Below are 11,946 nucleotides of genomic sequence, written 5' to 3' on the forward strand. Positions count from 1 at the left end.
ACAAAAATTAAACGTTCAATTTTTCTCAAATTTCCGATAGAATTATATATCCATTTTCTATAATGGCAACATCATGCTCAAAATGAGCCGACAGTTTACCATCTTTTGTAACAACAGTCCATCTATCTCTTTTTACTTTTACCTTGTAAGTCCCCTCATTCACCATCGGTTCTATCGCAAACACCATTCCAGGTTCAAGAGTTATATCGGGATATCCTTTATACACATAGTTTGTTATTTGAGGTTCCTCATGCAGAGCTTTTCCAATCCCATGACCGGCATAATCTCTAACAACAGAGAAGCCATGAGATTCCACATGCTTTTGAATAGCTCGAGAAACATCTATCAACTTCCCACCGGGTTTTAGCTGTTCTATACCTTTATAAAGAGACTCTTTGGTAACCTCTAAAAGCTTCCTTGCATTATCAGCAATATCCCCAACAGGAAAAGTTATTGCCACATCGCCGTAAAAACCATCTTTAATAACACCAAAATCAAGGCTTACAATATCTCCCTCTTTAAAAATCTTCCTGCCTGTAGGAAGACCATGAACAACTTCTTCGTTTACAGAAACACAGATAGCTCCAGGGAATCCAGCATAACCTAAGAAGGCTGGCTTCACTCCATACTCTTTACAATAACTTCTTGCAAGCTTATCTATATCAAGAGCAGTTATACCAGGAGATATGTTTTCCCCTATTTTAAGGAGAATCTCCATAGTAAGAGCAGCTGCATTCCTTAACCTACCTATCTCTTCGGAAGTTTTAATAGGAATCTGTCTTCTCAAAGCTTTAACCATTTACGCCTATTGCCTCTACAATTTTTTGAGTAATCTCATCAATATCACCAACACCATTAATCTCAGCAAGAAGTCCTTTCCCCTTATAGTAATCAATTAAAGGTGCTGTCTGCTTTCTGTAAACCTCAAGACGATTTCTTATTACATCCTCATTATCGTCAGCTCTTCCCCTTGAGAGAAGCCTTTTAACTATCTCTTCATCATCCACATTCAAATAGATAACTTTATCAAGCTCCATATTTATAGAAGAAAGAAGTTCATCAAGAGCTTCAGCCTGAGGAAGGGTTCTTGGAAATCCATCAAGAATAAATCCACTACTTCTAACATCATCCTGAGAAAGTCTCTCTCTTATAATCCCGATAATTACATCGTCAGGGACAAGCTCGCCTCTATCCATATAAGACTTCGCAAGTTTTCCAAGCTCTGTTCCCTCTTTAACTGCAGCCCTTAAAATATCTCCTGTTGCTATATGAGGAACATTGAATTTTTCAGCAATTCTTACTGCCTGAGTTCCCTTCCCAGCACCAGGAGGCCCGAGAAAAACAACTTTTATCATTATGCTCCCCCAAAACCGGTTTTCCTGCGTCTTCTTCTACCAAGAAATCCTTCATACGAAACATTAAGAGCAAAAGCCTCAATCCTTCTTAAAGTATCAAGAGCAACCCCAACAACAATAAGAAGAGCTGTTCCACCAAAATAGAAAGGAAAGTGCATTTTCTGCATGATAAGAAGGGGAATAATCGCTATGGCTGTAAGAAACACAGCACCTGCAAATGTCAACCGGGAAACTATTCTGTCAAGATACTCTACAGTGTCTTTTCCAGCCCTGACTCCTGGAATAAAGCCACCTGCTTTATTAAGGTTCTCAGCAATCTCTTCTGGATTAAAAACAACAGCAGTATAAAAATATGTAAAGAAGAAGATAAGAACACCGTAAATCACCATATATGTAGGTGTTCCAGGTGTTAAAATCTCAGCTATTTTCTGCGCCCATGAAGTGTGAATAAACTTTGTTATTGTAGCCGGAAACATCATAATTGAAGCGGCAAAAATTATGGGAATAACATTTGCAGGATTAAGTTTTATAGGCAGAAAGCTTGTATATGTTCCTCCCACTTGAGGAGCTGAACGTTTAGCATACTGGAGAGGAACCCTTCTCTCTGCCGTCTCTATATAGATAACAAACGCTGTCATTGCAAGAATTATTAACACAATAGCAATAAGCTTAAAAAGGGAAAGTTCTCCAGATTTAAACTGAACAAGAACATTTATAACACCTTTCGGAATACCGCTAACGATACCGGCAAAAATGAGAAGTGACATTCCTTCACCAACACCGTGTTCTGTTATTTTCTCCCCAAGCCACATAAGAAAGGTAGAACCAGCCACAAGAGTCGTAACGCAGACAAAAATAAACGTTAATCCTGGTTCAGGAACAACAGGAAGACCTGATGGACTTTTCATTCCCTGAAGCCCTATCGCAATTCCAAGAGCCTGTATAAATGCAAGGGCAACAGCACCGTATCTCGTATATTGATTTATCTTTTTTCTTCCGTATTCACCTTCCTCTTTTGCAAGCTTCTCAAGAGAAGGAAAAGCCACTGTAAAAAGTTGCATAATGATGGACGCACTGATATACGGCATTACACCAAGGGCAAAAATTGTAAGTTTTGACAAAGCACCCCCGGAAAACGCATCCATAAAACCAAACATAGTACCTTGAGCTCTCTGAAAAAACTCTGAAAGTGCTGCAACATTTATTCCGGGAGTTGGAATGTGAGCTCCAAGCCGAAAAACGGCAAGGAGCGCCAGAGTAAAAAATAACCTTTTTTTCAATTCAGGAACTTCAGAAATATTTCTTATTATTTTTGAAAGGTTCATCTATTACCTCTCTATAATTTCACAAACGCCACCGGCAGCTTCTATCTTCTCTTTTGCAGAACCGGAGAATTTATGAGCTTTCACAGTAAGCTTAACGGTAATTTCACCATCGCCAAGAACTTTAACAGGCTTATTCCTTGCAACAAGCCCTGCTTTTACAAGAAGCTCTGGGGTTACTTCCGTTCCTTCTTCAAACCTATTTAAATCTTTTACGTTAACAACCTCGTACTCTTTCTTAAACGGATAGTTAGAAAAACCTCTCTTTGGAAATCTCATGTAAAGAGGTGTCTGGCCACCTTCAAATCCAGGCCTTGTTCCACCACTCCATCCAGAACGGGCTTTCTGCCCTTTCTGACCTCTACCTGAAGTCTTACCAACTCCAGAACCGTGTCCTCTACCAACTCTCTTTTTCTCTCTAACAGCACCTTCTGCCGGTTTTAAATTATGTAATTTGATATCCATTTCACTCCTCCAGAGGTTCTACTTTTACAAGCTCTCTAACTTTATCTATCATACCTTCAATAGCAGGATTAAGTTCTTTAACTGTACTTTTACCTCTCTTTCTAAGGCCGAGAGCTTCAAGGGTTGCTCTCTTTTTCTTTGACTTGCCAGCAAGCCCTCTAATAAGAGTTATCTTAACTTTTGCCATTGTTACCTCCTGATTATCTCACCTTCTGGCGTAATCTTTCTTCCTGGAAGCTTCCAGCGTTTTCTAAGCTCCTCTGTTGACACACCACGAAGCTCTGCAAACTCCTCAGGAAGTTTGAGCTTTTCAAGTGCTTTAAGGACAGCCCTAACAACAGTATGAGGATTTGTAGAACCGATAACTTTTGTCAAGATATCGGTAATACCTGCAGATTCAAGAACTGCACGAACAGGAGCAGATGCAATAACTCCAGTACCAGGAGCCGCCGGCCTCATTATAATTGTTGACGCACCAAAGCGCTCCTGAATCTCATAAGGTATGGTACCATCAACTACAGGAATTTTTATTAAGTTTTTCTTAGCATCTTCAGTAGCTTTTCTTATAGCATCAGGAACCTCTGATGCTTTTCCCCTACCAAAACCAACAACACCATTACCATCACCAACAACAACAAAAGCTGTAAAACTAAACTTTCTACCACCTGTCACAACCTTTGCGTTTCTATTGATATGAACAAGCCTTTCTTTAAGCTCCAATCCCTCAGGTTTTACCCTCTTAGCCATCAATTACCTCCTTAAAATTCTAAACCACCTTCTCTGGCACCTTCAGCTACAGCCTTAATACGACCGTGGTATATAAAACCACCTCTATCAAATACAACAGCTTTAATACCTTTCTCCTTTGCTCTTTCAGCAATAACCTGACCCACAACTTTTGCAGCTTCTGTCTTAGTTAAACCTTTAACTTTCTCTTTAATCTCTTTCTCAACCGTTGAAGCTGAAACAAGTGTAATACCTTTTGTGTCATCTATTATTTGAGCATGCATATGTTTCAAGCTTTTATATACTGCAAGTCTTGGTCTTTCTGAAGTCCCAAAAACTTTCTTTCTTACTCTTCTATGTTTCCTTAGTATACGTTCCTTTCTTGTCATCTTTGCCATTTTTACCCCTCTTTCATAAGAGATTACTTCTTGGCTGATTTACCAGCCTTAAGAATGATTCTTTCACCTCTATATCTAATACCTTTTCCTTTATAAGGCTCAGGCGGTCTAAAGGATCTGATCTCTGCAGCAACCTGCCCTACCTTTTGCTTATCTATTCCACGAACAAAAATATTGTTATCCCTGTCAACTTCTATTTCTATACCTTCTGGTATAGGATAAATAACAGGATGAGAAAAACCAAGATGAAGCTCAAGATTTTTACCTTTAGCAAAAGCTCTATAACCTATACCTTTAATTTCTAAAACCTTCTCAAAACCTTTTGAAACACCTATAACCATATTATTAATGATAGCTCTTGTGGTTCCATGCAAAGCTTTCATCTGCTTTTCATCATTCGGCCTTTCAACTATAACTTGATTCCCTTCAACTTTTATAGTTAACTTAGGATTAAAGGTGAATTCAAGCTGTCCTTTTGGACCTTTAACAACTACATGATTTCCCGGTTTAACCTCTACAGTTACTCCCTGAGGTATCTCAACAGGCATTTTACCTATTCTTGACATAGCTCCACTCCTTTAATATCTGGTTTTACCATACGTAACAGAGAACTTCTCCACCAACACCAAGCTTTCTCGCCTTATAACCTGGAATTATTCCCTTGTTGGTAGAGAGAATGGCAACACCAAGTCCAGCTTTCACAAGAGGAATATCTTCTACACCAACATATACTCTTCTACCAGGCTTAGATACTCTTTTTATCTCATTAATAACTCTTTCTCTGTTAGGACCATATTTTAAATGAATCCTTAAAACCTTTCTTCTGTTTTCAGGATTTCTAGCCCTTTTAAAGGGTTCTTCTATCACCTCATAATCCTTTATGAAACCTTCTTCTTTAAGAATTTTAGCTATAGCCTCATTAACCTTTGAGTATTGAGTATCAACATACTCTTTATATACAAGGTTTGCGTTGCGAATCCTTGAAAGAAAATCTGCAACTGTATCCATCATCATTTTGCCTTACCTCTCCAGTGTGTTTTTACCAGCTTGCCTTTTTGATTCCGGGGATTTTTCCTTGAAGGGCAAGTGTTCTAAAACAGAGTCTGCACATTCCAAACTCTCTTATGAAACCTCTTGGACGTCCACAGAGAGGACATCTGTTATACTTTCTAACCTTATATTTAGGTTCTCTCTGTGCTTTTACTATTAAAGCTTTTCTTGCCATTATGCCTCCTTTTTACTATTTCCTGAATGGAAAACCAAAAGCTTCAAGTAAAGCTTTCGCTTCTTCATCAGTTTCAGCTGTTGTAACAATAGTTATATTCATTCCTCTTATAGCGTCAACCTTATCGTAATCTATCTCAGGGAACACAACCTGCTCTGTTAGTCCAAAGTTGTAATTACCTCTTCCATCAAAAGACTTTGGAGACAATCCTTTAAAGTCTCTAACCCTTGGAAGAGCAACGGATATAAGCCTATCAAGAAAGTCATACATTCTATCCCCTCTAAGGGTCACTTTAGCACCGATAGGCATCCCTTTACGAAGTTTAAATCCAGCTTCAGACCTTTTCGCCCTCCTCACGGAAGGCTTCTGTCCTGTAATGAGCTCCAGGTCTCTCATAGCATTTTCAAGAGCTTTTATATTCTGAACAGCCTCACCAACACCCATATTAACAACAATCTTCTCTATTTTTGGAATTTCCATTACATTCTTGTAATTAAACTTCTTCTGCAGCGCAGGAACAACTTCCTTTTTGTAGTGCTCTTTTAATCTAGGTACATACTTCTTATCCATCTTACCTCCCTAAATTTAGCGGATTACCGACCCGCCGGTTTGCTGATCTCATCTATGGTAGCACCAGAACGCTTAGCATATCTGATTTTCTTACCATTCTCAAACTTAATTCCTACCCTTGTAGGTTTGCCATCTTTTGGATCTGCAAGCATAACATTACTTATATGAATAGGTGCCTCTTTCTCTATAATTCCACCTTCAGGATATTTCTGACTTGGTTTAAGGTGCTTTTTAACGATCCTAACACCCTCAACTATTACTCTTTCCTCTTCAGGTAAAACCTTTAAAACTTTACCAACTTTACCTTTATCTTTACCGGCAATAACAACTACTTTATCGCCGGCTTTTATTTTAAACTTCTTTTTAGCCATTAGAATCCTCCCTTAAATAACTTCCGGAGCAAGTGAAGCTATCTTTGTAAATCCTTTTTGTCTTGCCTCTCTGGCAACAGGCCCCAAAATACGTGTACCAAGAGGTTCACCCTGTTTATTGAGGATTACAACCGCATTATCGTCAAACTTTATATAAGTCCCATCTGGACGTCTTACCTCTTTTTTAGTTCTAACAACAACAGCCCTATAAACTTCTCCCTTTTTAGCCGTAGCATTTGGAATAGCATCCTTTACCGTTACAACTATAACATCTCCAAGAGAAGCATAGCGTCTTGTTGAACCACCTAAAACTCTTATACACTGAACTTTTTTTGCACCAGTGTTATCCGCAACATTTAAATATGTTTGAACCTGAATCATCGCTCTACTCCTTGTAGCAGGAATTTACTTAGCCAAGTTTCTTGGCCTTTTCAATAACCTCTATAACTCTCCATCTTTTACGCTTAGATAAGGGTCTGGTTTCCATTATTTTCACAACATCCCCTATCTGACACTGATTGCTCTCATCATGTGCCATATATTTCTTGGAAAACTTAACACGCTTACCGTAAACAGGATGTCTAAACTCCCTTGTAACACGAACAACTACAGTTTTATCCATCTTATCACTAACAACAACTCCAACTCTTACTTTTCTTCTATTAACTCTTGTTTCTGCCATTACTTCCTCCAGATTAGAGCTTCACCCCACGCTCTCTAAGGATAGTTAAAATACGGGCTATCTGCCTTCTCGTTTTCCTTATATCAGCAGTGCTTTCAAGTTGCCCGAAAGCGTTTTTAAATCTCATCTTAAGAAGAGATTCTTTAAGCTCGGCAACCATATTTCTAAGCTCTTCAGTGCTTTTAGCTCTTAAATCTTCTGTGTATTTTTTCATAGCTTACTCCTTCCTGGGAATTATGCTTCTTCCCTTTTAACAATTCTACATTTAATAGGAAGCTTAAAAATAGCAAGCCTTAAAGCTTCCATAGCAACACCTTCAGGAACACCTGCTATTTCAAACATAATTCTTCCAGGTTTTACAGGTGCAACCCAGGTTTCAACATTACCTTTACCTTTACCCATACGAGTTTCAAGAGGTTTTTTGGTGTAAGGTTTATCTGGAAAAATCCTTATCCAGACCTTACCACCTCTTTTCATCGTTCTCGTAATGGCAACCCTTGCAGCTTCTATCTGGTTTGTTGTAATGTATCCTGGCTCAAGTGCCTGAATACCGTAATCACCAAACGCAAGAGTATTTCCTCTATAAGATTTACCTTTGAGTCTTCCTCTATGCTGTTTTCTGAATTTGGTTCTTTTAGGCATCAACATGGTTACTCACCCCTTGCCATTTCTTCTTTAACTTCCTTCTCAAGTCTTTTGAGGATCTCCTCTGTCTCGTCTTTGTAAACATCACCCTTGTAAATCCACACTTTAACGCCAATAACACCATACTTAGTTTGGGCTACTGCCGTGCCATAATCTATATCTGCACGGATAGTTTGTAAAGGAACCCTTCCTTCTCTGTACCATTCTATCCTTGCCATATCGGCGCCACCAAGTCTTCCAGCACACTGAACTTTTATACCCTTCGCACCTGCTCTCATAGCATCAGCAATTACTCTTTTCATTGCACGCCTGAACGCCACACGGCGCTCTAGCTGAGCAGCAACATTTTCAGCAACAAGCTGAGCATTTAACTGAGGTGTCTTTACTTCCTCAATGTTTATGTGCACGGATTTTCCAGTCAATCCCTCAAGTATCCTTCTAAGTTCTTTAACTTGAGCTCCTTTTCTTGCTATGAGAAGTCCCGGCCTTGCCGCCCATATTCTAATGTTGATTTTATCAAGCGTCCTTTCAATATCTATTCTGGCTATACCTGCGTGATAATACTTCTGCTTGATAAGATTTCTAATCTTTAAATCTTCGTGGAGAAAGTTAACATACTTACCTTTCTCCTTGGCAACCCACTTGGATTCCCAATCCTTTGTTATTCCAAGCCTAAATCCTACTGGATGTACTTTCTGTCCCAAAGCTGACCCCCGTTATTTTGATTCTTTTGTACCTACCACCACTGTGATGTGGCAGGTTCTTCTTCTAATCATATTCGCTCTACCCATAGCACGAGGTTTAACTCTCTTCATTGTTGGCCCTTCATCAACATAAGCTTTCTTTACTACAAGAGAGTCCACATCAAGGCCTTTTTGCTCTGCATTAGCAATTGCACTCTTAAGCACTTTTTCAACAAGCTTTGCTGCCTTTCTCGGGCAGTTGGCAAGGATAGCAAGTGCCTCCTCTATATGTTTGCCCCTGATAAGATCAACAACAAGCCTCACTTTAGAGGCAGACATTCTTGCCTTTCTCCAGATAGCTCTTGCCTCATCCGGAGTTTTAAACCCTCTTTCACCTTCTTTATAGTAATCTCTGTTCTCAACAGCCATTTTCTACCTCTCCTTACTTCTTCTTGGCAACCTTTTGTCCCGCATGCCCTCTAAAAGTCCTGGTAAGTGCAAACTCTCCAAGCCTGTGTCCTATCATCTGCTCAGTTACATATACCGGAATGAACTTCTGTCCGTTGTAAACTGCAAATGTATGGCCTACAAATTCAGGAACGATAACACAGGCTCTATCCCAAACCTTTATAACCTTCTTTTCTCCAGACTCGTTAAGTGCTCTAACTTTCTTCAAAATTTTAGGGTTCACATAGGGACCCTTTTTAATTGAACGTCCCATCAAAAACCTCCGTTACTTAGTCCTGCGTTTGATTATAAACCTATCGGAGTACTTACGCTTAGGTCTTGTCTTGTATCCCTTAGTAGGCTGTCCCCACGGTGTAACAGGATGCTTACCAAAAGTTCTACCTTCACCACCACCGTGTGGGTGATCAACAGGGTTCATCGCTGTACCACGAACAGTAGGCCTTATACCAAGCCACCTTGATCTACCCGCCTTACCTATCACAATATTCTCATGGTCAATATTTCCTACCTGACCAACTGTCGCCATACAGTCAAGATGAACAAGTCTTAATTCACCAGAAGGAAGCCTTAACTGAGCATAATCTCCAACCTTACCCATAAGCTGGGCGAAAGATCCGGCAGATCTTGCGAGCTGACCACCTTTTTTAGGTTTAAGTTCCACGTTATGAACTATAGTACCTACAGGAATGTTTCTCAAAGGAAGCGCATTTCCAACCTTTATCTCTGCATCAGGGCCAGAAACAACTGTATCTCCAACCTTTAATCCATCAGGCCAGATGATATACCTTTTCTCTCCGTCAGCATAAAAAAGAAGGGCTATTCTTGCACTTCTGTTAGGATCATACTCAATAGCTGCAACTTTTGCAGGAATACCTATCTTATCCCTCTTAAAGTCAATTATCCTGTAACGCCTTTTATGACCGCCACCCTTATGTCTTGTGGTTATCCTTCCCTGATTGTTTCTACCTGTTCCCCTGACAAAACCTACTGTCAAAGACTTTTCAGGTTCTGTTTTTGTAATCTCTGAAAAGTCAGAAACGGTCATAAAACGTCTACTTGGTGTATATGGTTTAAACTTCTTTATTCCCATTTCTCAACTCCTCTACTTACAGATTCTCAAGGTCTATCTCATACCCCGGTTTGAGAGTAACGATAGCCTTTTTCCAGTCCTTCCTCTTGCCTTTGAGCATTCTGAACCCTTTCCTTTTACCCTTAACAACAATCGTATTCACTTTGTCAACTTTAACATCAAAAATCTTTTCAACAGCTTCCTTTATCTCTGGCTTTGTTGCTTTAAGGTCAACTTCAAATGTAACTTTAGTAATCTTTCTGGTTTCTTTAGTTTTTGAGCTTTTAACTTCCATATTCGCAAGACGCACACTCTTTTCCGTAACAATCGGACGGATGATTATATCATAAGGAGTTTTCATCTTGATAACCTCTCCTCTAATTTAGGTAGAGTTGACTTAAAGAAAACACATTTATCAAAGCAGAGCATATCATAGACATTAAGTCCTTCTATCTCAAGAAGCTTCACATTTGGAAGGTTTCTAAAAGATTTCCATGTATTCTCATCAAATTCAGAAACAACTATTAAAACCTTCTCGTTTTCAAGCCCTAACTTCTTAAGAAACTCTACAGCCTGCTTTGTTTTTGGCTGATCAAAGGCAAAATCTTCAACAACGATAAAAGAACCATCTCCAAGTTTCCCAGCAACAACACTTCTTAAAGCAACCTTCCTTACCTTTTTAGGAAGATTGTAAGAATAATCCCTTGGTTTTGGACCAAAAACAACTCCACCACCTACCCACTGAGGAGCCCTGATAGAACCCTGTCTTGCTCTACCTGTATGTTTTTGAGGCCAGGGTTTTCTACCGCCTCCTCTAACTTCTGCCCTTGTTTTGGTTGAGTGAGTTCCTCTGCGCCTTTTTGCAAGTTGCCACTTTACAGTTTCCCATATAGCATGACTTTTTATAGGAGCTTTTGCTATATCGTCGCTTATCTTAACAGTACCAACTTCCTGATTTTCTGTATTTAATACTTTTATTTCCATAGTTCACCCCTTACTTTCCTTTAACTACTACAAAGGAACCTTTATGGCCTGGAATAGCACCTTTTACAAGTATCAGGTTCTTTTCAGGAATAACATCAACTATCTCAAGATTTTTCACCGTAACTGTCTCGTTCCCGTAATGTCCGGCCATTTTCTTACCTTTATGAACTCTTCCAGGAAAAGTACATGCACCAATAGAACCTGGACCTTCGTGAAAATCGGAACCGTGAGACTTTCTTCCACCGCCAAAGCCCCATCTCTTATGATAACCTGCAAATCCACGACCTTTTGTAGTTCCTGTTACATCTACTTTTTCACCAGGCTGGAAAATATCAACGGTTATTTTGTCTCCAACGTTATACTTATCCACGTCAGAAAACTTAACCTCTTTTAAAAATCTAACCGGCTTAATTCCTGCCTTCTTAAAATGTCCCAAAAGAGGTTTTGGAAATTTAGCTTCTGCTTTGTTTTTCTCCATAAACCCAAGCTGTAATGCTGTATATCCATCCTTTTCCTGAGTTCTCTTTTGAACAACAGTGCAAGGTCCTGCTTCTATAACTGTAACAGCAAGGGCTTTGCCGTCTTCAGTAAAAACTTGTGTCATACCAATTTTTCTACCGAGGATTCCTTTCATTGTTTCACCTCTTTAATTAATCAAGCTTAATCTCTACATCAACACCTGCAGGAAGCTTTAAATCCATTAGCGCTTCTACAGTTTGCGGCTTTGGATTTTTAATATCAAGAAGCCTTCTATGTCTTCTCATCTCAAACTGTTCCTGTGAATATTTGTACTTGTGAGGAGACCTGATAACACTCCAAACGGAGCGCTTCGTAGGCAGTGGAATAGGACCGGCAACTATAGCGCCAGTCCTTTTAACTGTATCAATAATCTCCTGCACAGATCTATCAAGCAACCTATGATCGTAAGCCATCAGCTTTATTCTTATGCGATCCTGAGCCATTACCTACCCCTCTTAGTCTAA

24 protein-coding genes are annotated in these 11,946 nt (G+C 39.5%); all 24 read right to left on the minus strand.

What is annotated here, in order from left to right; genetic code table 11:
• Nucleotides 1-25: 25 nt before the first annotated feature.
• The 24 genes from map to rpsJ are packed head-to-tail and all read right to left on the minus strand — an operon-like array spanning nt 26 to nt 11,925.
• Nucleotides 26-799 carry a type I methionyl aminopeptidase gene (gene map, locus CHB58_RS07050; protein ID WP_089323405.1) on the minus strand — a complete coding sequence of 258 codons (774 nt, stop codon included), beginning with the start codon at nt 797-799 and terminating at the stop codon, nt 26-28.
• Entirely contained in the window at nt 792-1,352 is a 561-nt protein-coding gene (locus CHB58_RS07055) for an adenylate kinase (protein ID WP_180706455.1), read from the minus strand. The genes map and CHB58_RS07055 overlap by 8 nt, the downstream gene beginning before the upstream one ends.
• Nucleotides 1,353-1,354: 2 nt before the next feature.
• Entirely contained in the window at nt 1,355-2,680 is a 1,326-nt protein-coding gene (secY, locus tag CHB58_RS07060) for a preprotein translocase subunit SecY (RefSeq protein WP_089323407.1), read from the minus strand.
• 3 nt (nt 2,681-2,683) lie between these two features.
• Nucleotides 2,684-3,136 carry a 50S ribosomal protein L15 gene (rplO, locus tag CHB58_RS07065; RefSeq protein WP_089323430.1) on the minus strand — a complete coding sequence of 151 codons (453 nt, stop codon included), beginning with the start codon at nt 3,134-3,136 and terminating at the stop codon, nt 2,684-2,686.
• Between the two features lie 7 nt (nt 3,137-3,143).
• Nucleotides 3,144-3,329: a 50S ribosomal protein L30 gene (gene rpmD, locus CHB58_RS07070; RefSeq protein ID WP_089323408.1), complete on the minus strand. Its 186-nt coding sequence runs from the start codon at nt 3,327-3,329 to the stop codon at nt 3,144-3,146.
• Between the two features lie 2 nt (nt 3,330-3,331).
• A complete protein-coding gene (gene rpsE / locus CHB58_RS07075) occupies nt 3,332-3,889 on the minus strand; it encodes a 30S ribosomal protein S5 (RefSeq protein ID WP_089323409.1) in 558 nt (185 codons plus the stop codon).
• A gap of 11 nt (nt 3,890-3,900) precedes the next feature.
• Nucleotides 3,901-4,266 (minus strand): 50S ribosomal protein L18, encoded by a 366-nt coding sequence (gene rplR, locus CHB58_RS07080; RefSeq protein WP_089323410.1) that lies wholly within the window; start codon nt 4,264-4,266, stop codon nt 3,901-3,903.
• A 23-nt stretch (nt 4,267-4,289) separates the two neighbouring features.
• The gene (gene rplF, locus CHB58_RS07085) at nt 4,290-4,832 is read right to left on the minus strand and encodes a 50S ribosomal protein L6 (protein WP_089323411.1); all 543 of its coding nucleotides are present in this window, start codon (nt 4,830-4,832) and stop codon (nt 4,290-4,292) included.
• 25 nt (nt 4,833-4,857) lie between these two features.
• A complete protein-coding gene (rpsH, locus tag CHB58_RS07090; RefSeq protein ID WP_089323412.1) occupies nt 4,858-5,280 on the minus strand; it encodes a 30S ribosomal protein S8 in 423 nt (140 codons plus the stop codon).
• Nucleotides 5,281-5,305: 25 nt separating this feature from the next.
• Nucleotides 5,306-5,491: a type Z 30S ribosomal protein S14 gene (locus CHB58_RS07095; RefSeq protein WP_089323413.1), complete on the minus strand. Its 186-nt coding sequence runs from the start codon at nt 5,489-5,491 to the stop codon at nt 5,306-5,308.
• Nucleotides 5,492-5,506: 15 nt separating this feature from the next.
• Nucleotides 5,507-6,061, minus strand: a complete 555-nt coding sequence (gene rplE, locus CHB58_RS07100) for a 50S ribosomal protein L5 (protein ID WP_089323414.1) — start codon at nt 6,059-6,061, stop codon at nt 5,507-5,509.
• Nucleotides 6,062-6,084: 23 nt separating this feature from the next.
• A complete protein-coding gene (gene rplX / locus CHB58_RS07105) occupies nt 6,085-6,432 on the minus strand; it encodes a 50S ribosomal protein L24 (protein WP_089323415.1) in 348 nt (115 codons plus the stop codon).
• A gap of 12 nt (nt 6,433-6,444) precedes the next feature.
• Entirely contained in the window at nt 6,445-6,813 is a 369-nt protein-coding gene (gene rplN, locus CHB58_RS07110) for a 50S ribosomal protein L14 (RefSeq protein ID WP_089323416.1), read from the minus strand.
• Between the two features lie 28 nt (nt 6,814-6,841).
• The gene (gene rpsQ / locus CHB58_RS07115; protein WP_089323417.1) at nt 6,842-7,114 is read right to left on the minus strand and encodes a 30S ribosomal protein S17; all 273 of its coding nucleotides are present in this window, start codon (nt 7,112-7,114) and stop codon (nt 6,842-6,844) included.
• Between the two features lie 13 nt (nt 7,115-7,127).
• The gene (rpmC, locus tag CHB58_RS07120; RefSeq protein WP_089323418.1) at nt 7,128-7,328 is read right to left on the minus strand and encodes a 50S ribosomal protein L29; all 201 of its coding nucleotides are present in this window, start codon (nt 7,326-7,328) and stop codon (nt 7,128-7,130) included.
• A 20-nt stretch (nt 7,329-7,348) separates the two neighbouring features.
• Complete coding sequence (gene rplP / locus CHB58_RS07125) at nt 7,349-7,762, minus strand: 50S ribosomal protein L16 (RefSeq protein ID WP_089323419.1); 414 nt, start codon at nt 7,760-7,762, stop codon at nt 7,349-7,351.
• A 2-nt stretch (nt 7,763-7,764) separates the two neighbouring features.
• Entirely contained in the window at nt 7,765-8,463 is a 699-nt protein-coding gene (gene rpsC / locus CHB58_RS07130; protein WP_089323420.1) for a 30S ribosomal protein S3, read from the minus strand.
• A 12-nt stretch (nt 8,464-8,475) separates the two neighbouring features.
• On the minus strand, nt 8,476-8,871 hold the full coding sequence (gene rplV, locus CHB58_RS07135; protein ID WP_089323421.1) for a 50S ribosomal protein L22: 396 nt from the start codon (nt 8,869-8,871) through the stop codon (nt 8,476-8,478).
• A gap of 13 nt (nt 8,872-8,884) precedes the next feature.
• Complete coding sequence (gene rpsS, locus CHB58_RS07140) at nt 8,885-9,163, minus strand: 30S ribosomal protein S19 (RefSeq protein WP_089323422.1); 279 nt, start codon at nt 9,161-9,163, stop codon at nt 8,885-8,887.
• Nucleotides 9,164-9,175: 12 nt separating this feature from the next.
• Entirely contained in the window at nt 9,176-10,000 is an 825-nt protein-coding gene (gene rplB / locus CHB58_RS07145; RefSeq protein WP_089323423.1) for a 50S ribosomal protein L2, read from the minus strand.
• Between the two features lie 16 nt (nt 10,001-10,016).
• Nucleotides 10,017-10,340 carry a 50S ribosomal protein L23 gene (gene rplW, locus CHB58_RS07150; protein ID WP_089323424.1) on the minus strand — a complete coding sequence of 108 codons (324 nt, stop codon included), beginning with the start codon at nt 10,338-10,340 and terminating at the stop codon, nt 10,017-10,019.
• Entirely contained in the window at nt 10,337-10,963 is a 627-nt protein-coding gene (gene rplD, locus CHB58_RS07155; RefSeq protein ID WP_089323425.1) for a 50S ribosomal protein L4, read from the minus strand. Before rplD ends, rplW begins: the two co-directional genes overlap by 4 nt.
• A gap of 10 nt (nt 10,964-10,973) precedes the next feature.
• Nucleotides 10,974-11,597, minus strand: coding sequence for a 50S ribosomal protein L3 (gene rplC / locus CHB58_RS07160; protein WP_089323426.1), 624 nt, complete (start codon nt 11,595-11,597; stop codon nt 10,974-10,976).
• Nucleotides 11,598-11,613: 16 nt separating this feature from the next.
• The gene (gene rpsJ / locus CHB58_RS07165; RefSeq protein ID WP_089323427.1) at nt 11,614-11,925 is read right to left on the minus strand and encodes a 30S ribosomal protein S10; all 312 of its coding nucleotides are present in this window, start codon (nt 11,923-11,925) and stop codon (nt 11,614-11,616) included.
• Between the last annotated feature and the right edge of the window lie 21 nt (nt 11,926-11,946).

This window comes from Desulfurobacterium atlanticum (assembly GCF_900188395.1).
Lineage (GTDB): Bacteria > Aquificota > Aquificia > Desulfurobacteriales > Desulfurobacteriaceae > Desulfurobacterium_A > Desulfurobacterium_A atlanticum.